This is a genomic window from Providencia rustigianii DSM 4541 (assembly GCF_000156395.1).
Lineage (GTDB): Bacteria > Pseudomonadota > Gammaproteobacteria > Enterobacterales > Enterobacteriaceae > Providencia > Providencia rustigianii.
Genome location: NZ_GG703819.1, coordinates 222,851 through 247,494 on the forward strand (window position 1 = coordinate 222,851; position 24,644 = coordinate 247,494).

Genomic DNA, 24,644 nt, shown 5'->3' on the forward strand with positions numbered 1-24,644 from the left:
TCATCTATAATTAGATAAAAAATTTTACCGATTAATTCTTTTTAAACCCCAGCAAACTTTTTGTTGCCTCAAACGCTGATTCCAAGGGCTCACGGCTGCGTGTGATTTTCGCAAGCAAGCTCGCACCCAACCATAATTGATAGAGAGTAGACGCTGTCGTTTTCGCATCCAGATGAGCAGATAACGAGCCATCAGCAATGCCGTCTTCAACCGCTCGAGCAAGTCTTGCGATAACTCGATCCGTCCCTTGCTGCAACACAATACGCATGGTTTCGGATAAATCGCTAACTTCGGCTGCAAGTTTGACTGCCAGACACTTGCCTTTCGGGTCGCAGGCCGACTGAGTTTCCAGCCAGACTTCCCAGTAACTCATCAATCGTTCTGCTCCAGACAAATTTGATCGCGAAAGCAATGTCTCCAGAGACGTTTGATAGTCGGAAAAATAGCTCTTTAGTAATTCCTCACCAAAGGCCTCTTTGGATCCAAAATAATGATAAAAGGACCCTTTAGGCACACCAGCGGTCTTCAGAATTTCGCTCAATCCGACAGCACTAAACCCTTTACCACTGATAATACACTGGCCGGTTTCCAAGATATGACTACGTACATCGTGAACATTAACTTTTGATTTCATAGGTAGATTCTAAGCCGGACTAGACCAATTGTCTAGACTAGAGACTCTGGTTGTGCACGGAAACCTATGGAAAACAAACGCTCGACCGAATACTTTTATTACGCTTGGCTGCAAGACGGCGGTACATTATGATTAGACTGGTCGCATATGATGTGAGATAGTAACAATCTAACACTTGAGTGGCTAGTCACCCAGCAAAACCGCCTCTTCATTCATCTCGCACAAATCTTCCGGAGTTATATATGATCCTCATTCATCACTTAAACGATTCGCGCTCACAGCGTATTCTCTGGTTGCTCGAAGAGCTAGGCCTTGAGTACGACATTAAACGCTATGAGCGTGATTCGGTTACACATTTGGCGCCACCAGAGCTGTTGCACATTCACCCATTAGGTAAGTCGCCGGTCATTGAAGACGGCAATTTCATCATCCATGAATCCGGGGCAATTATTGATTATCTCATCAGAAAATATGCTGGAGACCTCCTGCACCCTACTCCTGAAAGCCAGGCGTATGAGCAATATGTGCAATGGCTTCACTACGCTGAGGGATCAGCAATGCTTCCTCTGCTGTTGAAGGTTTATGTTGATCCTCTGGGAGATGGAGGTGCAGCTCTGCAGCCGCGTATAAACAGCGAACTAGATAATCATTTGGGTTTTGTTGAAGCTTCGTTGGAGAGTAAAACCTTTCTGCTAGATGAACTGTTCAGTGCCGCAGATATCCAGATGAGCTTTGTTGGGGAGATTGCAGGCTCATTTGGTCTATTACACCAACGCCCCAACCTGACAGCTTGGATCAAACGGCTCCAAGCCCGCCCCGCATACCAATCTGCCTTAACCAGAGGTGGTACCTACCGTTTTGTAGTGGTTTAATAAATTTGGCCACCTGAATAGAGGTGATATGCTCACCTCATAACAATAAAGGTGCCTTAATGAAAACGAAATTTCAGTGCAGAATTTAAACGTGAGTCTGCTCAGTTAGTTGTTGATTAGAACTATACTGTTGCTGATGCAGCTAAAGCCATGAATATCGGTCTTTCCACTATGACCCGATGGGTAAAGCAGCTGCGGGATGAACGGGCTGGCAAAACGTCGAAAGCATCTCCCATCACGCCAGAGCAAATTGAAATACGTGAACTCAAAAAGAAACTTCAACGTATTGAAATGGAAAACGAAATATTAAAAAACTGCCTACATTTCGCGATATCCCCCATCTGACTAGAAACATAGAAAGATCTATACTCTAAATTAACCGGATAGTGGTCGTACGCCTTTTGGAGACATAAATCCCGTCAAAAAACCTGACCCAGGGAAATCTGCGGACCCGATGTTGGTGGCATAGACCCCGTTTAGGAAAGTGATTAATCCGAGTTCCCCATCCGGTATTCACAATTGAGCCGAGGTTACTATGTCAAAATTAAAACCAAAATCCCAATCACTTCCTGTCATCAATCCTAATGCTGCGGGTATAGATATAGGTGGCCGTTTTCATGTTGTCGCCGTTCCTCCTGATCGCAGTGACAAATCCGTTCAAACGTTTAAAGCTTTTACTGGCGATATCCATAACATGGCACGTTGGTTAACTAAATGTAGAATAACGACCGTCGCTATGGAGTCGACCGGCGTATACTGGGTACCTGTGTATGAAATTTTGGAAGAACATGGTTTTGAGGTTGTCCTTTCCAACGCACGTGATACCCGAGCAGTACCAGGTAGGAAAACTGATGTGGGAGATGCACAATGGATCCAGCGGCTTCATGCATGTGGTTTGCTAAAAGCCAGTTTTAGACCCGATGCTACAATAGCTGAACTTCGGACATATATGCGAGTCAGAGAACGTATGTTGGATTATGCAGCAGCACATATTCAACATATGCAAAAAGCACTCACATTCATGAACGTTCAATTGCATATAGTCGTTTCTGATATCACAGGTGTAACGGGGATGAAGATTGTAAGAGCCATCGTTGCGGGCGAGCACGACCCAGCTATATTAGCAAAATTCAGAGATCCACGTTGTAAAGCGGATGAACAAACAATTTGTGCGGCCCTAAAAGGTAACTATCAGCCAGAACATCTATTTGCTCTACGTCAAGCTATTATTTTGTATGATGTGTACCAGCGACAAGTAAATGAATGTGATGTACAAATTGAAGCTGTACTCGATAGGCTTTGCATAAATTCGAGCGAACCCGATGAGCCTATCCCCAAACCAAAGCACAGAGCAAAGCAGGCAAACGCAATGACATTTGATGTGCGAGAAAAGCTTTATCGTTTAATAGGGGCTGATTTCACGCAAATTCACGGCATAGGCCCTTTTCTTGCGTTACGACTGATATCTGAGTGTGGTACAGATATGAATAAATGGCCGACTGAAAAGCATTTTACATCGTGGTTAACATTATGCCCAGGCTCAAAAATTAGTGGTGGTAAAGTCATGTCTTCTCACTCCCTAAAGAGTAATAATCGAGTTGTCGCTCATCTCAGGCTAGCAGCAACGACCGTTGGTCGTTCAGATACAGCCCTTGGTGCATTTTATCGAAGGCTCTCATCTAGGATTGGTAAAGCAAAAGCGGTAACTGCCACTGCAAGAAAGATAGCTATACTGTTTTACAATGCAATGAAATATGGCACAAAGTATAAAGATCCTGGCGCTGAATATTACGAAGAGCGGTACAAAGAAAGGGTACTAAAAAATCTCAAACGCCAAGCCGAGAGAATGGGTATGACTTTACAGGCAAAAGAAGAATGTGTTTCTTAGGAAGGCTACCGCGCTCTTGATGTCAGACACCCTGAACAATTTACGTTAATCGGAAAGCTCAGGGCGCGTTATCCCGTAACCACTCTCTGCCATGTATTCGGGGTTCATCGCAGCAATTATAAATACTGGAATGTCCGTCTTGTTCAGCCTGATAGAAGACGCACCAAGTTGCGCAGTCAAGTTCAGGAACTACATAACATCAGCCATGGCTCTGCTGGGGCAAGGACTATCGCCACGATAGTCACAACGCAGTACAGTGTAAATATGAGCCGTTACCTAGCGGGTAAGTTAATGAAAGAAATCGGTATTACGAGCTGCCAGCACGTGAAGTGTTTGATAAACAGATCCGTTGTCAGGATTTTCTGACGTTCTTTAGTAACCGGGAACCTTGCCTGATTGGCATGGAGGCCCATGGAGGCTCACAGCACTGGGTGCGTGAGTTGAAAAAACAGGGTCATGAAGTGCGGTTATTGCAAGGCCGTTTTGTAAAAGCATTCGTCATGTGTCACCGATCATATCAGTATCAGACCGTATTAATCGCTGACACTGATAAACATTAACGCTTAAAAAAGGGTGAATACTGAAAAGTTGCTCTGGTGGCCAGCGTGATGACAAAGACAGGTAAAACCGGGACTCATTAAACCTGAATGATTTTTTGAGCTTGAAGCTCGCAGAGGAAATGAGTTGTGAGTCAGCGAATTACATAGGGGCTCGCAGCTTTATGGCTGCAAAAAGTCGGATATAAAGCTGCAACCTACCCGTCAATGTCAAAACAATGAATGCTGTTGCAAACGGGATGCGTTCATATAATAAATCATGATTAAATACGTATTCATTTTCATGACTTTTTGCCTCAATTTTACCGCGAGCGCCTTTAACACGAATGTATTTGATACCGCCATCGATAAAAGTGGTTTTACACCAATGTGTAATAACCTAGCGATTGCCGATAAGGATTGTCGTGTTGATGATTACCTCGAGGGCGTTATGTCGTCACGAGCACAGTGAATCTGGGCGCTAAATGCGCCTTTATGATTGCCGAAGTGATTGATAGTCAAACCAATCAACTGTTCAGTACTTCGACTGGCGATTGTGAAGACGGCCTTCTCGATACCTATTACCGCTTATCCCGTATTAACAAAAAAGTGTGGCTGGATGCTTACAGCCAAGGAAAACACATTGACCATAGGAGGTTATCTTTCAATGAAACATCGCGCATTAAATAGCCTTCCTTTCGTGGGAATTATTGCTGTCGTCACGTTGGGAATTTATTACGGCGAACAAACTAAACCAACTTATCGAGATTGTGTTGAGCTCAGCTCCTGCCAATATGCTTCAGATTTATGAGCAACCTGATAGAACGTCCAAGTCTATCAACTATCAGCCCACATCAGGAAAAGAACAATTCTGGGTCGCTAAACGAACAGCTGATCAACAATGGATGTTATTGGGTGGTCTCCATTCATGAAAATACGCACTCACTATTACATATGTAAATGATTCCAAATAAAAAAATTACTCATTCTCTATCAGACATACACAAATTAAATATTGTCGATATTGAAATTAATTGTTTTTTTAATATTTTATATATTGTATAATCTTATTATATATTAGCATTCACTATAATCCCTTTATCAATCGAGGGTGTCACATGGACATTCATTATTTTATTGGAATCAAGATAAAAGCCAGGCGAAAAGAATTAGGACTCTCGGGTGCTGGTTTGGCCAAAATATTAAATATTAGCCAACAGCAAATATCTCGCTATGAAAACGGAATCAACAAAATACCTTTAAATCATCTAGTTAGTATAGCTGTCGCCTTAAAGTGCCCCATAGACTGGTTCTTTCAAGGCTGTATTTCTGATGAGGATTATTCAATTCAAGATAGTAATATGGGTATCAAAAATCAAGAGTTAAAATATACAGCAGAAAGCGTTATCGTCCATAATAAAATGCAATTTAATATTTGATTTAAAATTACCATAGTTTTCATTACTCTTTTTGAACCATACAATCATACTGTCAAAATTTGAAATAAAATATAAAAATAAAAAACACTCCTAACTATACATTAGAAGTGTTTTATTTATTTTAAATTAAATATTTTTAATTATACTGTACTTCATAAGTGGCATAACTTGCCATTAAACCTGTTGTCACCGTTTTAGGGGATCCTGTTGTATACCCGATATAATATTGAAATATAGCATCCTTATTATCGGAAACTTTAGGAATGATTTTAAGCTGAGCAGGATCAGCAGGCACAATCTTATTATCTGCATCTAACGTTGTATTATTATTAATCGATAGTGCAAAATTAATATTTTGAGCTCCATCTGCTAACATATTTTTTAGCAACCCTGATGTTTCAAAATTAGTTTTAGGTACCAAGTAACCATTTGACCACGCTACACTAATTTTATTTAAATCAGCGTCAACGACTTCACCATTATGACTAATCGATTGGCACTGTGATAGTTTAATGGTAAACATTTTAGGCTTCATATAAGCCCCGCCTTCACTATTATGAATTTCAAATAATGAAATGGGAGCTAGATAAATATTCGCATCACTACCTTGATCGTTAACTGAAATCTCACAAGAAATATCAACGACTTTCCCTGCGAAATTGACCAGACCTTCATCATAATTTGCTTCCAACGCAGCGGTAGCATTTGCACAGCTCAACACAAACAGGAGCATTATCAGTAACCAGTTTTTCATTAGGTATCCCCTGTTAGTCATAAGTAATATTGAATAACATTTTAGCTTCGACTTCACCGGCAGAAATTTTTGAGCCAAACTGATAATAACGAGCGATATAATTCATACGAATTTCTTTATCTTGCGCGCTAGTTAACTCACCGACCTTATAAATTTTGCCCCATTCTAACTCTTTGTTCTTATCCGTTAGTACTTGAACACCAATCCCCTGAGCCATAGAATTTTTTGCCGCATTATCTAATACACCTTTATTTATTGGGGTATTAGGTGCTTTTGTTCCACCAAAGGTCATATTCACGGCAAAAGAATCAGGGGAAATGCTGATCCCACCATTGCAAAGTAAATTAATTGGGAATTGTTTTTCACCAGTCGTTGTTCCTACACCTCTAAACTCTGTACGGTTCACCGGCGGTAAGATCACATCTTGATTTTTACCTGTGGTAATTTTACAAGAGGGTGACACGATGGTAATAGCATCCGCTGATAAATAGGTAATGATTGCAGGCTCAACCGTTTTAGGGTTATACCCATAACGGGTGTACTCCCCTTGAGTTATGCGCCCTGAGCCCGTATTTTCTGCCGTTTTGATAATTTCTAAACTAAAGGTTGAACCTGCTAAATATACGTTTACTTGGTCCTGACTATTTCCTTTAACTTTAAATTTATCAGGATAGGTCATTGATACTGCTCCCATCCTTTTAAAACGTAATCCAATACCAGGAACGTTAGTGTTATAAACTTTATCAGCCCCTTCCGTTACTCCTGATGCCGTCACTACCGCATCAAGAAGAGTTCCGCCATAACATTTAGCCCAATATTTACCCGTTTCTTCCATTGACCAAGTTTTTGATTGGATCACGCTACCAACATCTAAATCCGGAGAAACAACTACACGGCCAAACTGCATGTCAATACGCTCTGCGGCAACACTCATGTTTCTTGTACAGGTTGCATATGCAGGTATACTTGATAGCACTGCCGCCAGCGCTATCCCATTACGTAAAATCACATTTATCGACATATACTATCCTTACTGGTTCCGGCTTCCAGAGAAAATACGCACTGACCGTTATCCCATTTCACATAAGCATTTTTTGCTTCTTCATTACTAATAAATACTGTACCGCCTTGTCCAACTACACCAATTGATTCGCCTTGCTGGTTAGTCACTTCAGCGCCGAATGGCATTGGTTTTTTATCGAGACGTACAACATTAAAGGTACGATTGCGCTCAACTTTTGTGCCAAATTTTACTTTAACAATACTGCCTTCATATGGAACCACTTGTTCGGAGGTATTATTAAACACAATATCTTCAGGGCTCCCTTTAGGGTCAATTTCAATATTGTTGATGCGATAAGGTCTAACATAAGGTGCTAAAGCATAACCCCCCTTATTCACCCGCACACCCGGCGCACTTGTAATTGATGCCCCTTCAGCCCCTTCGGCTTCAATCAAAGCCATCGTCGCAGACGTATTTGGTGTAAGAACCACACCGCCCGAATGTATAACGACAGAGCCGTTAGCGCCTAAGCCATATTGCCTATAGCCTTCGCCTTGGCTGTAGTTAGCATTGGTATTAACATACGGTGAACGATAACCAGTGTTCATTGCAACACTATACTCACCACCATTTGCTGCCGCAGTGTTGAGCCCGTAAGTCCAGTTATTTTCGTCATCAAATGCACCATTAACCCCAAGCTGAGTAGAGCCAAATTTTTCGTTATTAAACGTTGTATTTGATGTTAGTGTCGTGCTTCGGCTATCGCCATAATAAAGGGGAAGATTAATATTTAAGCTAATACGGTCATCTTTCTTTCCATTATTATTGTCCGAATAAACACGCATAAAGTTAATAGAATAAGAAACTCGTTGAAATTGATTGTTGTAGCTAAATTGATATTGCTTTTCCGTTCCTGAACGTTCCCAATAACTAGAGATACGCCCAGTAAAATAAAGTCCCCCAAACCCTTCAGGCAGATTTTGGTTTACCGTATAGCTAAAACCATTCTTTTCGCGCCATCTGTTATTTGCAATACCACGTTTATCATAATCAATTGCATATAATGCATCGTTTACGTTGAAGTAATCTTTCGTTGAATAACGATATGCAGCTAGCGAGATATTCGTATCTGTTTCAGTAATTAAACGGTTAAACGTTACTCGGTAACTTTGACCATTATCAGTACGGTGTTTTAATGCTGTTCGTGATTGTGTAACGTCAACTGCAACAGCACCAATACCCGTATTTACACCCGTCCCAATTAAATAGGCTTGATAATCATCAAACGCAGTCACACCACCATAGAGTGAAAAGGTATTATTTAAGCCATGTTGAATTGTTCCCTGCACAATATACGGGCGATTATGCAAACCATCAGTATCTGATTTCCCCGCAGCGACTTGATAACGAGTAAACCCTGGGCGTAACAGTTGTGCTAACGATGAATAAGGCACGCTAAAGCTACTTTCACTACCATCTGCTTCTTTCACCGTAACATTTAAATCATTACCGTAACCCGATGGATAAACATCGTTCAATACAAATGGTCCTGGCGGTACTGAGGTTTGATAAATAATGGAACCGTTCTGACTAACAGTCACCAATGCATTACTTTGTGCGACACCACGAATTTCGGGTGCATATGATGTCATTCCATCTGGATACATGCTGTCATCAGTAGCAATTCTTGCGCCGCGTAATCCAATACTGTCAAAAAGATCACCATCCGTATAAAACTGGCCGGCAGTCACTTTTGATTTGATATCAGCAATCGGTTTTTGCAGATAGGTTTGGTTACTGTTCCAACTCGTACTTCCTGAACGCTGCCAACTTAAATTACCAATATGTTTTAGTAACCAGCCATCAACCGATAAACCTGCATTAAGTCCTAAATAAGCACTGGCATCATTTTGACCTTGAGAACCGCTAGTATGGCTATCATAATAATTGGCCATATACGCTAAATTTAACGCAGGAATACCTTTTTCCCAAAATTGCGGAGCGACATAACCACGTGATAAACGCTGCTCGTAAATTTGTGGAACTGAAATATCTAGACGTAGGTTCGAAGAACTGAAAGTATCGTTTACGTCCTTCATTGCATTCCACTCATTCAACGGGGAACAAGTAGACTCTTGCGCATTCAATTGCGGATTTAATTTTTCTGAATTAACGCCAAAATTACTCAACATAGCGGGTGTATAACAGACACCTAATTTGCCATCTTTTTGCTGAACAACATTTAAATCATAGCGACCTTTCCAATTACCGTTAGTATATACATCAACAGAGTACTTACCTTCACTGATTGCAGTCGTGTTGAAGCGTTCTAAATCAACATTATCTTTGCTGCCTACTATGAACCCACTATTAAATTCGTAGGTTGTGCCTTCAGCACTCCATGCATAAAATGTTGGCATCATACATACGGTGACGAAGCAGGTCACAGAGAGTGTATTGCTATATTTATTTATTAACTCTCGCTGTTTCATTTTTCTATCCTATTTAGCAGTCGTTTTTACTGCTATATCCGCACCGTAATCATTGATATTGTTCAAAACAACACTTTCACCTGCTCTAATTGCTTTTTTCAATACCACTGACGTTTGACTTTTAGGTGCTAACATTACCGCCTTATCCGTTAATCCATTTTTGCCATCGGTTGAAATTTTTGTAATGGTAATAAAAAATGGCGTAGGATTATTAATAGTCAGATTATTGCCATTAGCATTCACAACTAATTGTTCTGGTGCTAATTCGCGACTACCTAACCCAACAGGGCGATAGATAAATTTAAATCGAGAACGAATTGCTAGCTGTAAGAAGTTTTGATCTTCCTTTCCTGCTGTTTTTACTGTTGGTGGAATATCTAAGATATTCAGCCACCACAAACTTTCCTTATCTTGTGGGATCCCATTTTTATCCATCAATTTAATGCGTAGTGTTTGACCACCTTTTGCATCCAGACGGGATATTGGAGGTGTAATTTGAAATGGTGTTTTTATTGTATCTGGAGTTTCCGATGCATCACCAGTGTCTAACCATGCTTGTGCGACCGCTGGCCTATCCGCCGTATTATTTAATTGCACGGTAATTTCTTTTTCATTTCCAGGATAAATAAATCGCGTGCCGTTAACAATAATATTATTCGCTAATGAAGATGTACTGAAAACGAAGCAGAAGAATAAAACAATTGCTTTCATTTGAACCTCTAGATAAAAGCGGCAGTAATAACTACCGCTTAGATAAATATTACTTTTGAAATAAATAAATATTATTCGTAAGTAATTTCGTAAGTTGCATAACTTTCTACGATACCAGATGTAACATCTTTAGGCGTTGAAGTTGCATATCCTACGAAATAAGTGAAACGGCTACCGTCAGTAATTTCAGTTGTTGTTGCTTTAGGTTGCTTTGCACTATTAGGATCGATTTTATTTTCTAACTTAGAGCTAGCATCTGTTGCTAAAACTAATTGTATATTTTCAGCTCCATCCGCAGCACCAGTAATAGTGTTAGCTAAATAACCAGCATTAATACCTGAAGCACCATTTAATACGTTACCACCAGTCCAGTTAACGTTTAAAGCGGTATTATCGTTAACACCTTGACATTGTGTTACATCAATAACAAATGGTTTTGCTTTTAAATAAGTATTTGCACCTGCTTCTTGAACTTCTTTTACTGAAACTGGCGCCAAATAAACTTTAGCATCACTACCTTGACCATCAACTGAAACAGTACAAGAAACGTCTGTCACTTTACCATAAAAATTAACTTGACCACCGCCTGCATTTTCAGTTGCAGCGAAAGCAGATGATGCACCAATAATTGCAGTAGCAACTGCTGTCAATAATACTTTTTTCATTGTCATTTCCTAGTATGAAGGTTTTATTATTACATTTAAAAGAACTTATTTAGTATCACACTATTATTTAATAAATAATTAACGCAGGGATCAGACCATACATTAAATATGGTTATACACAAATCATTCGATATAATTTAACATCTGGTAATAGTTTAATTAATAATATTGCTCTATCTCAATGAGTCCATTTTTGAATTAATAATCATAACGTGGTCTATATGATTTCGAACAGATCATACACCAAAACTTAAATTAACTTAAATCGTTTTTATTATCAGACACGAATCCTTTTGATAGCTATAAACTATCAAAAAACTTCGTTTATACAATGTTACTGATTGATTAAACTCACCAAATTACACGAATTACGATAATATATTAAATTAATAATTTAATATCTGTATTAAGGGAAGGACTAATATTAAAAAATGAACTTAATTTGATAGATTATAAAAAGCAAACCTACCAATATAACTCCAAATAAGAGCATCAAAATATTACATAGATACACTAAATTTATATATTCACCATAAATCCTAGTCTAATTCGTACAGTAACGAATCAATTAAAATAAATTTATTTTATAATTTTGCCAACTCAAGATTAGTGATACTTATCAATTCATTTATTATATAATGTATACACATCACATTTTGACTCATGACGCGCAAAAGGAGTATTCTTGTACTTGTAGATGCAAAAACAATGCTTACAGAGAAAATAACCATTTTAAATGCTACAATTAGAATTTAACCTTAATTACAACCAACTAAATAGCAGAATTATTTATTTTAAAAATACATCATTTCAAAAATTCTTTTTAATCCGCAATTTTATCTCTTGCTATGCGTAAAAATGCTTTATTTAAAATAATCATTTTCTACTCTTTTTGTTAGTGAATTTTATCAATTAATTTAACTAGCCTTCAGTTTTACTTGATTGGATTTTATTTGTTCAAATTAATTTTAAAGTGTAACTATTTGATTACTAATATTAAAAAATAATTTAATTCTAGAGTATGAGCAACTAACTGTAATACGCCAGACGACCTTAAGAATACTCCTAAAACTCACATAATGAGCATAATGAGCATAAACCGCGTATTATTTCACCAAAAAAAATAGACATTCAAAAAAAGATTGAGCAGCATAAACAAATTATAATCTATCTAAAAATGTAGTCGTTAATTGTCAAAATAGCCATATAAAATACATTTAATTTAGGCCATAACATAAAATATACGTCACATCTTGATCATCCATAATCTCCAAAAATGAGATGTATTTGACCCTATATTTCCAGACACTTTTTATCACTTATTTCATTATGGGTTCTACGCCGCAGGTACTCTCGCGGTGAACGATAACCCAGTGCACTGTGGGGATGCCATTCATTATAATGCTCGAAGGCTGCCGCAAGATTCTTCACTGCCGTTAATCCGTTCGGTTTTGACATGAGACTTATGTAGTCACGCTTCATGATTTTTACAAAGCTTTCTGCTATTCCATTACTTTGTGGACTCCGTACCGCCGTATGTCTCGGTGATAGGCCGACTTGTTTAGCGAACCTCCGTGTTTCATGGGCTCGATATGCTGAACCGTTGTCTGTCAACCACTCAACTGACTTTGAGGGGAACTCGTTACCGAAGCGATGCTCCACAGCGCCTAACATGACATCTTGCACGGTTTCACTGTCGAAGCCTCCCGTACTGGCTGGCTGCCCAATGAAGAGCTTCGCGATCACAACAGCCTAAAGCGAATGTGACGCGTAGTTTTTCACCATCATCACATCGAAACTCAAAACCATCTGAACACCAACGTTGATTGCTTTCATTCACCGCCACTTTTCCTGTATGAGCTCGTTTCGAGACTGGGATTGCGGGTTTACGTTCCAACAATAATGCGGATTGCTTCATGATTCGGTAAACACGTTCGGCATTAATCATCGCGATACCTTCATTCTCAGATTGCCGACGTAACATCGCCCAGACGCGGCGATAGCCATACGTCGGCAGCTTATCAATGACTTTATGTATACGAGCAAGCGCATCGCTATCATCTTGAGGGCGTCGTCCTCGTTTATCTTTCCAATCACTTTTTCGTTTTGCTAGAACTTATAACTGCGCTCGTGACACAAGTAAGGTTTCGCTCACTAAGCTAATTTTCAATCCTGGGGTAATAAGGGCGCGAGCGCTATCCACTTTTTTTCACGGCCATACTCGACAGCTTCTTTAAGAAGTTCATTTTCCATTGTTTTTTTGCCGAGTAAACGCTGTAGCTCTTTAATTTGCTTTATTGCTGAGGCTAGCTCAGAGGCAGGAACAACGTGTTCACCTGCTGTCACTGCAGTCAGGCTTCCTTCTTGATACTGTTTACGCCAAAGGAAAAGCTGGCTTGCTGCTATGCCATGTTGGCGGGCAACCATGGAAACACTCATACCCGACTCAAAGCTTTGCTGAACAATCGCCATTTTTTCTTGCGGAGAACGACGTTTTCTACGTTCAGGACCTAATATCTCGATCATGTTATCTCCAAGAACTAGTCTAAAAACTAGTATTAAGATTATCACTAATTTAAGTGATACCAACTGTCTGGAGATCTAAGGGGCCAGTCTATGAGAGCAAGGCCTCTTACCGTTTTATGTATAGTTTATTCTGTAACCAAACCTATGATCTGCTTTAATCAAACAGGACACTTTAATAATGGAATATAATCCAATTATTGAGGTGTTAAATGAAAAAACGAACAAATAGGTTTTATACCGCTGAGTTTAAGCAAGAGGCGGTCGCATTAGTCACCGAGCAAGGTTATAGCTTGCCAAAAGCGGCAGATTCTTTAGGGATCACCGATCAATTACTTTATAACTGAAAAGCAAAATTCGATGCTGAGCAATCTGGTAGCAGCATGAATTCTGATGAAAGAGCTGAGCTATTAAGGCTTCGAAAGAAAAATAAAGAACTTAGGATGGAGAAAGAGATCTTAAAAAAAGCCAGCGCCCTCCTGCTAAAGGAAACCAAGAGCGTTTAAAACGATTAAGCAATTATCTTCACAATTTCCCGTGATGAAGCTCTGCAAGTTAATGACAATAAGTCGTTCTGCCTACTATACGTGGCTTAAACGCCCAGCAAAGTTGATCACTGCAGAACAATTTAGTCTGTACCGTAAAGCCAAAGCCATCTTTGGAGAGAGTCGAAATAGCTTAGGTTACAGAACGTTACGTAAACGGTTATGTAAAGAGGGCTTTAGCGTGAGTGCTTATGGCGTTCAAAAGCTAATGGCTCAGCTTGGCCTAGTTGTCACTCAGCGCGTTGCTTACAAAGTCACCACAAAACGCAAACACAGTGATGCCGTAGCCGATAATTTGCTCAATCAAAATTTTAATCCTCACGCACACTAACGAAGTGTGGGCAGATGATGTGACCTATTTAAAAACAGGGGAAGGATGGATGTATTTAGCCATCGTGATGGACTTATACTCATGCCGTATTGTGGGTTGGCACATCGATAAACGAATGACGGCAGATTTAGTTAGTAAAGCCTTGATGAAAGCGTATAACTTACACCATCCCGAAAAAGGCTTAGTCTTTCATAGTGATAGAGGCTCTCAATATACGAGTAAGCGATATAGCCGCTTGCTAACAAGCTATGGTATTCGAGCAAGCATGGGCGATGTTGGAGCCTGTTAGGATAACGCCGTTGTAGAACGATTTTTTGGCAGTTTAAAACACAATTGGGTACTGAAAATCCCACAGCCGACTCGGAAACAGATGAAAGAAGATGTTACCGCAGATATGCCCTATTACAACCTAGAAAGGCTTCATACTGCCAACGGTTATCTGTCCCCCATTGAGTATGAACAAAATTCTTTAAGAAAAGTGTCCTGATTTTGTTGTGCAGAACACAAACCGATGACTTGATTAATCCATACAAACACTGAGATAGCAAATTTAATTTTCACTCTCACCATAAAAGCGTTGATTTCGCTTAAGACACCACACATTCATCATCAATAACTTTTCTAAATAAATAATATTGATAGCCAACTTATTATCAATCCAATTATTTTTGCAATAGTATTGATTTGATTAACTGAGGTTGCATATGAAAAATCCTCGCTAGGTGACTTATGTAAATATGGATGATTTCGTTCATCCCGACAGTTATACGCTCACATAGCTTTTAGGTTCAATATTCATATGACTGGAAGAACCAATCATATGAATAACTTTGAAATTCTGAGAATTATTTTTAATATCATAACCCATATCGCAGTCTTAATGACTGAGGATAAGGATGGAAATATTTTTGATTATTCAAATAGTTATCAGGGTACTCAGATAAATAGTGCGTAATTAATGTTAATGGAGCCAATAAAGGCTGTGTTCCTTGGCGGTATTCGAGGATTAACTTACTCAATGCTTGCCTTTGGTTTGATGTCAGATAACGTTTAAAGTAACCTTGGATATGCATAAGCACATTAGTGTGATTGCGCCTAGTCGCTTGGTGTTGTAATAAATTCATAAACTTATTTCGATACTCATCAAAATAAGAGTCGATTGAATCCCATTCATTGTTACTAGCAACAAAACGACCAAGTTCTCGATAAAGAGGCTGTGAATGCGCCAATAAAAGGAGCTTATATCGAGTATGAAAGTCGATTAATGAGTGCCGATTGAAGGCGTTTTTCTTTAGTTCATTTAGCTCATGAAGAGCAAATACCCGTATAATAAAATTTTCTCGAATATGAGGATCGCTTAACCTGCCATCTTCCTCAACAGGCAACCAAGGCATTGCTTTGAGTAATTGTTCAGTAAAAAGCCCCATTCCAGACTTTTTATTACCATTGCCAACTGAATCATATACTCGAACCCTTTCCAAGCCACAGCTAGGTGAGTTTTTACATACAATATAACCACTTAAATCTGAAAGCCTACTCAAATAGTCAGTCGAAAACTGAAGCATCTCTTCAGTTAAATCGCCTTCACGACCATCGCTGAATTTGAGTCTAACGCTATTTTCGTCAGATTTAACTAGCCTCAATGCAGGTCTAGGTGTTGGTAAACCAATCGCCATTTCCGGGCATGCTTGTTGGTATTCGAAATAATCTGATAACTCATCTACAGCAAAGTGAAAGCGCTTATGACCACCATCAAATCTAACGCTATCACCCAATAAGCATGAGCTAATACCTACAGTGATTTTTTTATCTGATGTATTGCTTATATCACTAGAGGTAAGAAGATTAACCATTATTGCCACCTTATATGAAATCACTTATATACGAAATTGATTTATAATAATAATTGAATTCATATTAGTAACATTGCACTTTATTTACTAGCTTTATAAATCACTACTCCACACTCTAATAAAACAAACAAAAAAGCCCCTCTGAAGTGAGACTCATAAACTGCTGACGTTGTAGTCATTCTTAGGCTATTCTAGAGCTAATGAAACCACTCAGTAGTCATCGGGAGTTTATCTTCCCAAGCCGTATCAAGCCTACCCAACCAATGAACAGTCAAACCGTCAATGCGGCTTTAAAGCGTGCCGAATTCTGTGGTGTGTTGGTAGACTGGAGATCTAAGGGTCCAGTCTAAAAAGTAACCAATCGGGAATATAAATAATAATATTATCATCAAAAACTTAGCGCCTATTGTGTATCTCATTTTCTCTGCTCTACCTGAATAGAAAATATTAAATCGAGTGAACATCCCGCTGATAATCTGAAAACAAATATCAGTCGAACCAATATTCAAAGATAATCTTTTTCTGACGGAAATAGAGTAACCATTAACTCTTTTGGCGATATATCCAACACCTCGCAATAACGAAGTATTGTTTCAATTGAAAGACAGCATACCCCTCTTTCATATCGGGATATTTGTTGTTGGCTGACGCTCATTTTTTTCGCAACTTCTATTCCCGTCAATGATTCAGAAATACGTTTACTCCTAAAAAACTCACCTAATACAGCATTAATATTTCTCATATCATTTAAACCTATCTATATGCTATATGACATTAAATGTTTTATGTATATTTTAAATTACCAAGGTTATTTTTGGTTGTGACTTTCAGTCTGTATGATAGCATAGTACACATTTTAGGTGTACCATTAATTGCAAATAAGGTGTATCAACTCGGACTATTCCAACCCAATAACCGCTTAAAAATGGCAACCCGCAATGATCTCTAACAAAACAAATAATTTTTTTGAAAGCCCTTTTAAGGGGATCCCTTTAGACAAACAATAACCAATAAAAATATCATCGTTGGTCGATACAGTTATTACTCCGGTTACTACCACGCCCATGACTTCAATGATTGTGTTCGCTATCTGATGCCTGATACCGAAGTGGATAAATTAATCATAGTCAGTTTTTGCTCTATTGGATCGTGAGCTTCTTTTATCATGGCGGGAAACCAAGGTCATCGGCATGATTGAGTAAGCACATTCCCTTTTAACTGGCTAGAGGGTTATCCTGAGTTTGAATCTGCGAATAATGTTTACATCCCCTCTGGAGATACTGTCATCGGCAAGGATGTTTGGATAGTTACGGAATCGATGATAATGCTGGGTGTACATATCGGTGATGGTGCAATCATTGGTAGTAGGGCACTTATCACACACGATGTTCTGATCTGCTTTAATCAAACAGGACACTTTAATAATGGAATATAATCCAATTATTGAGGTGTTAAATAAAAAAACGAACAAATAGATTTTATACCGTTGAGTTTAAGCAAGAGGCGGTCGCATTAGTCACCGAGCAAGGTTATAGCTTGCCAAAAGTGGCAGATTCTTTAGGGATCACCGATCAATTACTTTATAACTGAAAAGCAAAATTCGATTCTGAGCAATCTGGTAGCAGCATGAATTCTGATGAGAGAGCTGAGCTATTAAGGCTTCGAAAGAAAAATAAAGAACTTAGGATGGAGAAAGAGATCTTAAAAAAAGCCTGCGCCCTCCTGCTAAAGGAAACCAAGAGCGTTTAAAACGATTAAGCAATTATCTTCACAATTTCCCGTGATGAAGCTCTGCAAGTTAATGACAATAAGTCGTTCTGCCTACTATACGTGGCTTAAACGCCCAGCAAAGTTGATCACCGCAGAACAACTTAGTCTGTACCGTAAAGCCAAAGCCATCTTTGGAGAGAGTCGAAATAGCTTAGGTTATAGAACGTTACGTAAACGGGTCATGTATTCAATCCGGTGAATAGTCTGTAATATAGGGTCATTTACTGGAGAATATTCATGGCTAAAGTCGATGTAAGGTGCCCATTTTGTCAACAAACTCCCTCAGTGAAAAAATATGGGTTAGGGAGTACTGGCCATCAGCGTTATCGTTGCCAAGATTGTTGCCGAAGCTTCCAAATTGATTATGAATATCGCGCTTGCCAACCCGGTACTAAAGATAAAATTATCGACCTCACGATGAATAATGCAGGTATTCGAGATACCGCTAGAGCCCTTCATATCAGTATTAATGCGGTTGTTCGTACTTTAAAAAACTCTCACCGAGGCAAGTAACTTCTTTACCCTTAGATAATTTGCACATTGAACTCCTTTGCGAAGTTGATGAACAGTGGTCTTTTGTGGCTAACAAGAAACAACAACGCTGGCTATGGTATGCTTGGGAGCCTCGACTAAAACAGGTTATTGCGCATATTTTTGGTTGTCGAAACAAGAAGATGCTACGCCAGTTACTGGGTTTACTCTCTCGGTTTAATGTGGCTTTTTGAAGTGGTCAACTAATATTGGCCACGCCATTAGACTGTTTGTAGGAGAGCATAAAAATGTGTGGGGTATTTACGCAGCCATTGTATCTAACTTAGTGCTACTTAGTTTAGGATACCAACGGTAAAAGATGTCCTCTAATTCATCATTTAAAACGGCCACTCGGGTTTGTAAAAGATAATGTGCGCCTTCTTGGCTCCACTGCATTTGCTGTTTTTTTTTTTGCCATTCGTTTTGCAATAACTTCATTTACTGTTGATTCCACAAATGCCGTTGAAATGGATTCACCATAGTGATACCGTTCCACATAATTTGGGATCATAGCTTGGTTATTATCAATATAAGTTATCATTTCCCCTAAATACCGTACCATTTTTTGTACACAAAACAGTCTTAGCGTGGGGTATTTTCCGTTTTCCAAGCGGCCCCCTTGATCGCCCGGAGCTGGGACGTTTATTGATGGACAATCACAGCAATGATATTTTACTGGTCGAGCAAATAGACCGCCTGACACGTCTTAGTAACAGCGACTGGATGACGCTGAAAAAGCAGATAGAACAACACAAGCTGCGGATTGTAAGCCTAGATGTGCCCACCTCATGGCAGACGCTGTCAGATAAAGGTCCTTCGCAGTCTGATCCGATCACCCGTGCCGTAATAACCGCCATCAATAACATGCTTATCGACCTGATGGCCGCAATGTCGCATAAGGACTGGCTGAGTCGCCGGCAACGTCAAAAACAGGGAATTAACGGGCACATACGCTGGGAAAATACCGGGGCAAACAGACCGATCAGGAACAACATAAGAAAGTCCTATATTACCGACAGGTCAAGAAACTTAGCATAAGAGAAACTGCTGAAGCCACCGGTTACAGCACATCTCAGGTCTGCAGAATTAAGGCCCTGTTCAGGCCTGAAAATTAAGCACATTTTCTGAGGCTGGAAATCAACTCATGCTGACAACCGGAGCCTTTTGGCATGGTAAGCAATGTGCTCACCAATAAAGCTAGAAATGAAATAATAGCTGTGGTCGTAACCAGTATGATATCGGAATGATGTGTTGATGTTCATCTCGTTGCACACTCTTTCAAGACTTTTAGTGCGTAACTGATCTTCATAAAAGGCGTCACTTAATCCCTGGTCAATAAAAATTTCTGGTAATTTCGCACCCTGTAAAATGAGACTGACGGGATCGTAGTGCTCCCACGTTTTTTTATTTTCACCCAGGTACGCGGTGAATGCCTTTTGTCCCCATGGCACCTGAGAAGGTGACACTATTGGTGAAAATGCCGATACACTCACATATTCATCAGGATTTCGCAGCGACAGAACCAGCGCTCCCAGCCCCCCCATGGAGTGACCGGATATTGATTTCCTTGATGTTACAGGTAAATGCTCCATGACAACATCCGGAAGCTCATGGAGAATATAGTCATACATCCTGTAATGCGTGTTCCACGGATGTTCCGTCGCGTTCAGATAAAATCCGGCACCCTGGCCCAGATCGTAGCTGTCAGCATCTGCGACATGCTCTCCACGGGGACTGGTATCAGGAACAACGACGATGATGTTGTTCCTGGCGGCATAATGCTGCATACCCGATTTGGTGATGAAATTCTGCTCCGTACAGGTCAGACCCGAGAGCCAGTACAGGACCGGCAGTTTTTCTGTTGCTGCTTTGGGGGGAAGATAAACACCGAAATTCATCTCACAATTAAGTGTTTGTGAATTATGGCGGTATACGTTTTGCCAGCCGCCAGCGCTGGCATGCTGCTCGATGAGTTCCATTAGCCTCTGTCTCATGGTTATTTCCCCTGACAGGGAGTCAGGGGAAGTCTCTTTATAGCCGGACGTCAGATGAACGTATAAGCCGTGATTTTGTTACCCGCAGGGTCTCGCAGGTAGGCTGCATAGGCTCCAGGGAGATGGCTGCGCGGGCCAGGCTGACCTTCATCTTTCCCTCCGGCGGCAAGGCCCGCGGCGTGGAAAGCATCAACTTCTTCCGGACTTGCAGCTGCAAAGCCGACAGTAACGCCGTTGGCCAATGGCGCTTCACCGTTGCCCGGACGTGCAATAATAAAGGCTGGCTTTTCACGACCATAAAGTACCCAGCCATTGCCAAACGGGCCGAGGTTATTGATGCCAAGCGTACCGAGGACAGCATCGTAAAAATCAGCGGATTTTTCAACATCGGATGCACCGATGAAGACGTGGGAAAAAACGTCATTACCAGAAATTACAGGTGTTGCCATGATCCATTTCCTTCAATTGGTTTGACTCAGTTAAGACGCTATCAGTAACGGATTACCGTACGGATTGATTTACCTTCATGCATAAGATCGAAGGCCTCATTTATTTCATCCAGCGTCATCGTGTGGGTCACAAATGGCTCCAGTTCAATTTCACCCTTCATGGCATCTTCGACCATGACCGGAAGTTGCGTACGACCTTTCACTCCCCCAAAAGCAGAACCTTTCCATACGCGCCCGGTAACGAGCTGGAATGGACGGGTGGATATCTCCTGCCCGGCGCCGGCCACGCCGATGACAATGGACTGGCCCCAGCCACGGTGAGCACTTTCCAGCGCCGCACGCATAACGTTGACGTTACCGATACATTCAAAAGTGTGGTCAATGCCCCATTTGTTGATTTCAAGCAGCACATCTTTAATCGGTTTGTCATGGTCGTTCGGGTTGATGCAGTCGGTTGCACCGAACTGACGGGCAAGTTCGAATTTGGCTGGGTTGGTGTCGATAGCGATAATGCGTCCTGCTTTTGCCTGGCGAGCCCCCTGAACGGCAGCCAGACCGATTGCGCCAAGACCAAAAATAGCGACAGAATCTCCAGGCTGTACTTTCGCTGTGTTGTGAACAGCGCCAATCCCGGTAGTCACGCCACAGCCCAGCAGGCAGACGTGTTCATGGTTTGCCTCCGGGTTAATTTTTGCCAGAGAAACCTCGGCCACTACCGTATACTCACTGAAGGTGGAGCATCCCATGTAGTGGTAAAGAGGCTGGCCATTGTAAGAAAAGCGGGTGGTTCCGTCAGGCATCAGTCCTTTTCCCTGAGTTTCGCGAACCGATACACAGAGGTTCGTTTTCCCGGACAGACAGAATTCACACTCCCCGCATTCGGCGGTGTAAAGCGGAATCACATGGTCTCCCGGCTTCACGCTGGTCACGCCTTCACCGACCTCCACGACGACACCGGCCCCTTCGTGGCCGAGAACCACCGGGAAAACGCCCTCAGGATCGTTCCCGGAGAGGGTAAAGGCATCGGTGTGGCAGACACCGGTGTGGGTATTTTTAATCAGCACCTCGCCTTTTTTAGGTGGTGCAACATCAATTTCAACAATCTCCAGCGGCTTCCCTGGTGCAAATGCAACGGCAGCACGTGATTTCATATGTAAATTATCCTCAATGTGATGGCTTAGCTATTTAAGATAGGCACGAACCAGTTCAATCGTATCGTCAACGGATTTACTGATTTCATGACTGTAGCTGTCATTCTGGTCAAAGGTTTCCCGTATGTGGCTCTCAAGCACCTCTGCCATAAGACCGTTAGTTGCTCCGCGAACGGCAGCTATCTGCTGAAGAACGGAACGGCATTCAGCACCATTTTCCAGCGCTCTTTCCAGAGCATCAATCTGCCCCCGAATACGGCGAACCCGGGTCAGGACTTTTTTTTTCTCTTCAGGAGTACTGGGCATTGTTTACCTCACCATTTTTGACTTTATATACTATAGTAGGGTATGTTATTATTGTCAATGTATACTCCACCATAGTATTTTGGCAAGGCATAACTTTTTATATTTATTGTATTAATCATTCGGTTATTTTATTGCTTGCTGTAATTCGATCGGAAGGAAAGGTGCTTATCTATACGGATACAGAATTTTGGGCATAGGCGGTTCAGTTAAATTTCGCCAGAGATTGGCTCTTTGAGGGTCAAAAAATGAGCCTAACGTACAATGATTTTCGATATCCAAACTGACTCCCTACTTGAACGAATTGAGTCTGGAGCAAGCATAAGTGCTATTGCCTGGGAATTCAGTACAACACGACAAACAATTCTGAGAGTTAAAGCAAGATAGCAACCGATTGTTTAAAAAATAGTCTTAGAACCTATCCCAAAAGGAATTATCGTATAATATAATGAATTACGATAATTTCTGAGGGCAACGTATGGCAGGCAACAAGTGGCAAATTAGCGATGAACTCTGGGATAAAATAGCTCCTCTCATCCCGGAGCATAGTACTCAACACCCGCTGGGTACGCACCGCAAGCGGGTTGATAATCGCGCTGCAATGAACGCCATTTTCTTCGTACTCAGGACGGGTTGCCAGTGGAATGTGCTAAATGCCACCGGTATATGCTCGTCAAGCTCTGCTCATCGCCGATTTCAGGAGTGGCGGGATGCTGGAGTATTTGAACGCTTCTGGCAAAACGGGTTGCTTGCTTGCGAACAGTTGGACGCTATTGACTGGTCGTGGCTGTCGATGGATGGTTGTATGACCAAATCACCGCTGGCAGGCTCAAAAAAACAGGCAGGAACCCAACAGACCGGGGGAAACGGGGCGTAAAGCGCAGTCTGATGACCGATGCGAACGGATTGCCCCTCTCTGTGGTGGTAGCGGGAGCAAATACGCACGACATAAAGCTGGTTGCGGATACGCTCGATGCCCTCCAGACGGGCAGACCGGGCAAGAGGCTCCGGTTGTGCATGGACAAAGGGTATAAAGCGGAATGGTTGGGATCGTATCTGAAAAGTCGTCGCTATGAGCCTGATATCCAGTCACGGAAGTATGAATCAGAAGCCATCAAAAACACGGATTTTAAGGCCCACCGCTGGGTTGTAGAGAGAACACACAGTTGAATGAATCGCTACCGTCGTGTCCTGATTCGTTGGGAGAAAAAGGTCGAAAATTATGAGGCGATGCTGCATTTTGTCTGTGGTCTCATCGTCTGGAATAAAGTCCTATTGAGATAGGCTCTAAAGTGGAAAATATACCCGCAATAATACCAGCATATATTGCTATACAAATATGCTTAGAGCTTTTCTTTGTCAATTTAAATAGATCAATCATTATACATACACGCTTTATGAATAGATATTATGAATATAGTAGAGAAAAGAGAAATTGTTTATTATTAGTATAATTATTATTTTTAATATATTGGGATGCTTTAAGCATAGTAACAAAAGATGGCTCATTAAATATAAATAAAAAATCAACGACAATAAAAAATTCAATCGATACCCCTGCTCAGATCCCTGAGTAATTGTCATAGGGTTTAGCCAGTCAGCCTTGACATGCACCAGAATGAAAAAGTAAGTCCCAGCTTTGCGTGTGGATTTCAAGAACGGCAGACCTACCACTTGAAATTACTTTATCGTTATAGAGAAAAATTGAAGATATATTTTTATTATTTCAATCATCCGACACATAATATTCATCAAAAAACAATATTCAAATAATGATTATTTTGTTTTTTAAAATAATAAGTTATATTAAAATAAGCATTAGGCAAGTCTCACTAAAAATAATGAGGATATTTTATGAAAAAAATATTATTTGCTAGCATCATTGCAACATCGTTAATGACCACTTCAGCTTTCGTCGCAACAGATGCAAAACCTGTATCTCAATGAACATGCGAAAATTTCTTAGCGATCGATGATGTATTTTATCCAACAGCAATTGGTGCTGCTGAGATTATTACCCAGAAAGGTAAGGTAGAAGATCCTACTTTAGATATTAGTGGTATTGAAACATCCACTCCGTTAATTGTTGAATCTTGCAAAAAAGCCCCCAAAGAATCATTTATTCAAAAAGTCGAAGCTCATTTGAAAAAAATGTAATCTAAAGACCCCACCCCTCTGGTGGGGTTTTCTTTTATTGTGC

At 40.6% G+C, this 24,644-nt stretch carries 18 protein-coding genes and 13 pseudogenes; 17 read left to right on the forward strand and 14 right to left on the reverse strand.

The annotated features are described in order from the left end of the window. Positions 1–31 precede the first annotated feature (31 nt). Positions 32–634, reverse strand: a complete 603-nt coding sequence (locus PROVRUST_RS10940) for a TetR/AcrR family transcriptional regulator (RefSeq protein WP_006814866.1) — start codon at positions 632–634, stop codon at positions 32–34. Positions 635–876: 242 nt separating this feature from the next. On the opposite strand from PROVRUST_RS10940, the gene PROVRUST_RS10945 reads away from it, so the two are divergent. The 7 genes and pseudogenes from PROVRUST_RS10945 to PROVRUST_RS10970 all read left to right on the forward strand — a co-directional run bounded on the left by PROVRUST_RS10945 (position 877) and on the right by PROVRUST_RS10970 (position 5,369). Further along, complete coding sequence (locus tag PROVRUST_RS10945; RefSeq protein WP_006814867.1) at positions 877–1,506, forward strand: glutathione S-transferase family protein; 630 nt, start codon at positions 877–879, stop codon at positions 1,504–1,506. A gap of 59 nt (positions 1,507–1,565) precedes the next feature. Beyond that, positions 1,566–1,818: pseudogene (locus PROVRUST_RS10950) on the forward strand (transposase); the annotation flags it as partial. 223 nt (positions 1,819–2,041) lie between these two features. After that, positions 2,042–3,394 (forward strand): IS110 family RNA-guided transposase, encoded by a 1,353-nt coding sequence (locus PROVRUST_RS10955; RefSeq protein ID WP_006814869.1) that lies wholly within the window; start codon positions 2,042–2,044, stop codon positions 3,392–3,394. Continuing rightward, positions 3,395–3,715, forward strand: a pseudogene (locus tag PROVRUST_RS20180) (IS3 family transposase); the annotation flags it as partial. It abuts the gene before it with no gap. A 5-nt stretch (positions 3,716–3,720) separates the two neighbouring features. Beyond that, positions 3,721–3,909 (forward strand): annotated as a pseudogene (locus PROVRUST_RS19300) (IS110 family transposase); the annotation flags it as partial. Positions 3,910–4,597: 688 nt separating this feature from the next. Further along, a complete protein-coding gene (locus tag PROVRUST_RS20535) occupies positions 4,598–4,741 on the forward strand; it encodes a hypothetical protein (RefSeq protein WP_232062832.1) in 144 nt (47 codons plus the stop codon). Between the two features lie 307 nt (positions 4,742–5,048). Beyond that, positions 5,049–5,369: a helix-turn-helix domain-containing protein gene (locus tag PROVRUST_RS10970; protein WP_006814875.1), complete on the forward strand. Its 321-nt coding sequence runs from the start codon at positions 5,049–5,051 to the stop codon at positions 5,367–5,369. Positions 5,370–5,505: 136 nt separating this feature from the next. Here the strand turns inward: PROVRUST_RS10970 and PROVRUST_RS10975 are convergent, their stop codons facing one another. The 6 genes and pseudogenes from PROVRUST_RS10975 to PROVRUST_RS19305 all read right to left on the reverse strand — a co-directional run bounded on the left by PROVRUST_RS10975 (position 5,506) and on the right by PROVRUST_RS19305 (position 13,520). After that, the gene (locus tag PROVRUST_RS10975; protein WP_039855100.1) at positions 5,506–6,123 is read right to left on the reverse strand and encodes a fimbrial protein; all 618 of its coding nucleotides are present in this window, start codon (positions 6,121–6,123) and stop codon (positions 5,506–5,508) included. A 13-nt stretch (positions 6,124–6,136) separates the two neighbouring features. Further along, on the reverse strand, positions 6,137–7,144 hold the full coding sequence (locus tag PROVRUST_RS10980; RefSeq protein ID WP_006814877.1) for a fimbrial protein: 1,008 nt from the start codon (positions 7,142–7,144) through the stop codon (positions 6,137–6,139). Further along, on the reverse strand, positions 7,135–9,618 hold the full coding sequence (locus PROVRUST_RS10985) for a fimbria/pilus outer membrane usher protein (protein ID WP_039855101.1): 2,484 nt from the start codon (positions 9,616–9,618) through the stop codon (positions 7,135–7,137). The genes PROVRUST_RS10980 and PROVRUST_RS10985 overlap by 10 nt, the downstream gene beginning before the upstream one ends. Before the next feature lie 9 nt (positions 9,619–9,627). Further along, positions 9,628–10,329 (reverse strand): fimbrial biogenesis chaperone, encoded by a 702-nt coding sequence (locus PROVRUST_RS10990; protein ID WP_006814879.1) that lies wholly within the window; start codon positions 10,327–10,329, stop codon positions 9,628–9,630. Between the two features lie 71 nt (positions 10,330–10,400). Then, positions 10,401–10,994, reverse strand: coding sequence for a fimbrial protein (locus PROVRUST_RS10995; protein WP_039855103.1), 594 nt, complete (start codon positions 10,992–10,994; stop codon positions 10,401–10,403). Between the two features lie 1,293 nt (positions 10,995–12,287). After that, positions 12,288–13,520 (reverse strand): annotated as a pseudogene (locus PROVRUST_RS19305) (IS3 family transposase). A gap of 209 nt (positions 13,521–13,729) precedes the next feature. Between PROVRUST_RS19305 and PROVRUST_RS11020 the strand changes: the two are divergent. Then, positions 13,730–14,880, forward strand: a pseudogene (locus tag PROVRUST_RS11020) (IS3 family transposase). A gap of 370 nt (positions 14,881–15,250) precedes the next feature. Here PROVRUST_RS11020 and PROVRUST_RS11025 read toward each other — a convergent pair. Further along, positions 15,251–16,246 (reverse strand): YbgA family protein, encoded by a 996-nt coding sequence (locus tag PROVRUST_RS11025; RefSeq protein ID WP_006814888.1) that lies wholly within the window; start codon positions 16,244–16,246, stop codon positions 15,251–15,253. Positions 16,247–16,431: 185 nt separating this feature from the next. Between PROVRUST_RS11025 and PROVRUST_RS19760 the strand changes: the two are divergent. Further along, a pseudogene (locus PROVRUST_RS19760) lies at positions 16,432–16,569 on the forward strand (integrase); the annotation flags it as partial. Positions 16,570–16,751: 182 nt separating this feature from the next. Here the strand turns inward: PROVRUST_RS19760 and PROVRUST_RS11030 are convergent. Beyond that, positions 16,752–16,988, reverse strand: coding sequence for a helix-turn-helix domain-containing protein (locus tag PROVRUST_RS11030; protein WP_006814889.1), 237 nt, complete (start codon positions 16,986–16,988; stop codon positions 16,752–16,754). 196 nt (positions 16,989–17,184) lie between these two features. On the opposite strand from PROVRUST_RS11030, the pseudogene PROVRUST_RS19590 reads away from it, so the two are divergent. The 4 genes and pseudogenes from PROVRUST_RS19590 to PROVRUST_RS19600 form a co-directional block, all read left to right on the forward strand. Next, positions 17,185–17,636 (forward strand): annotated as a pseudogene (locus tag PROVRUST_RS19590) (LbetaH domain-containing protein); the annotation flags it as partial. 65 nt (positions 17,637–17,701) lie between these two features. Then, the gene (locus PROVRUST_RS20700) at positions 17,702–17,836 is read left to right on the forward strand and encodes an IS3 family transposase (RefSeq protein WP_071599560.1); all 135 of its coding nucleotides are present in this window, start codon (positions 17,702–17,704) and stop codon (positions 17,834–17,836) included. Positions 17,837–18,047: 211 nt separating this feature from the next. Further along, positions 18,048–18,215, forward strand: coding sequence for a hypothetical protein (locus PROVRUST_RS19595; protein ID WP_006814892.1), 168 nt, complete (start codon positions 18,048–18,050; stop codon positions 18,213–18,215). Between the two features lie 38 nt (positions 18,216–18,253). Next, positions 18,254–18,738 (forward strand): annotated as a pseudogene (locus PROVRUST_RS19600) (IS1 family transposase); the annotation flags it as partial. Positions 18,739–18,808: 70 nt separating this feature from the next. On the opposite strand, the pseudogene PROVRUST_RS19325 reads toward PROVRUST_RS19600, so the two are convergent. Beyond that, a pseudogene (locus PROVRUST_RS19325) lies at positions 18,809–19,115 on the reverse strand (ISKra4 family transposase); the annotation flags it as partial. Positions 19,116–19,165: 50 nt separating this feature from the next. Between PROVRUST_RS19325 and PROVRUST_RS11045 the strand changes: the two are divergent. Next, positions 19,166–19,662 (forward strand): annotated as a pseudogene (locus tag PROVRUST_RS11045) (recombinase family protein); the annotation flags it as partial. Positions 19,663–19,689: 27 nt separating this feature from the next. Here PROVRUST_RS11045 and fghA read toward each other — a convergent pair. The 4 genes from fghA to frmR form a co-directional block, all read right to left on the reverse strand. Beyond that, on the reverse strand, positions 19,690–20,526 hold the full coding sequence (fghA, locus tag PROVRUST_RS11050) for an S-formylglutathione hydrolase (RefSeq protein ID WP_039855414.1): 837 nt from the start codon (positions 20,524–20,526) through the stop codon (positions 19,690–19,692). A 65-nt stretch (positions 20,527–20,591) separates the two neighbouring features. Continuing rightward, complete coding sequence (locus PROVRUST_RS11055) at positions 20,592–20,990, reverse strand: VOC family protein (RefSeq protein WP_006814898.1); 399 nt, start codon at positions 20,988–20,990, stop codon at positions 20,592–20,594. Positions 20,991–21,031: 41 nt separating this feature from the next. Beyond that, positions 21,032–22,141 (reverse strand): S-(hydroxymethyl)glutathione dehydrogenase, encoded by a 1,110-nt coding sequence (gene frmA / locus PROVRUST_RS11060; RefSeq protein ID WP_006814900.1) that lies wholly within the window; start codon positions 22,139–22,141, stop codon positions 21,032–21,034. Positions 22,142–22,171: 30 nt separating this feature from the next. Beyond that, complete coding sequence (gene frmR, locus PROVRUST_RS11065; RefSeq protein ID WP_006814901.1) at positions 22,172–22,447, reverse strand: formaldehyde-responsive transcriptional repressor FrmR; 276 nt, start codon at positions 22,445–22,447, stop codon at positions 22,172–22,174. A gap of 291 nt (positions 22,448–22,738) precedes the next feature. Between frmR and PROVRUST_RS19330 the strand changes: the two are divergent. The 3 pseudogenes from PROVRUST_RS19330 to hdeA form a co-directional block, all read left to right on the forward strand. Continuing rightward, positions 22,739–22,831 (forward strand): annotated as a pseudogene (locus tag PROVRUST_RS19330) (helix-turn-helix domain-containing protein); the annotation flags it as partial. A 91-nt stretch (positions 22,832–22,922) separates the two neighbouring features. After that, positions 22,923–23,728 (forward strand): annotated as a pseudogene (locus PROVRUST_RS19605) (IS5 family transposase). A 570-nt stretch (positions 23,729–24,298) separates the two neighbouring features. Continuing rightward, positions 24,299–24,601 (forward strand): annotated as a pseudogene (hdeA, locus tag PROVRUST_RS11080) (acid-activated periplasmic chaperone HdeA). Positions 24,602–24,644 lie beyond the last annotated feature (43 nt).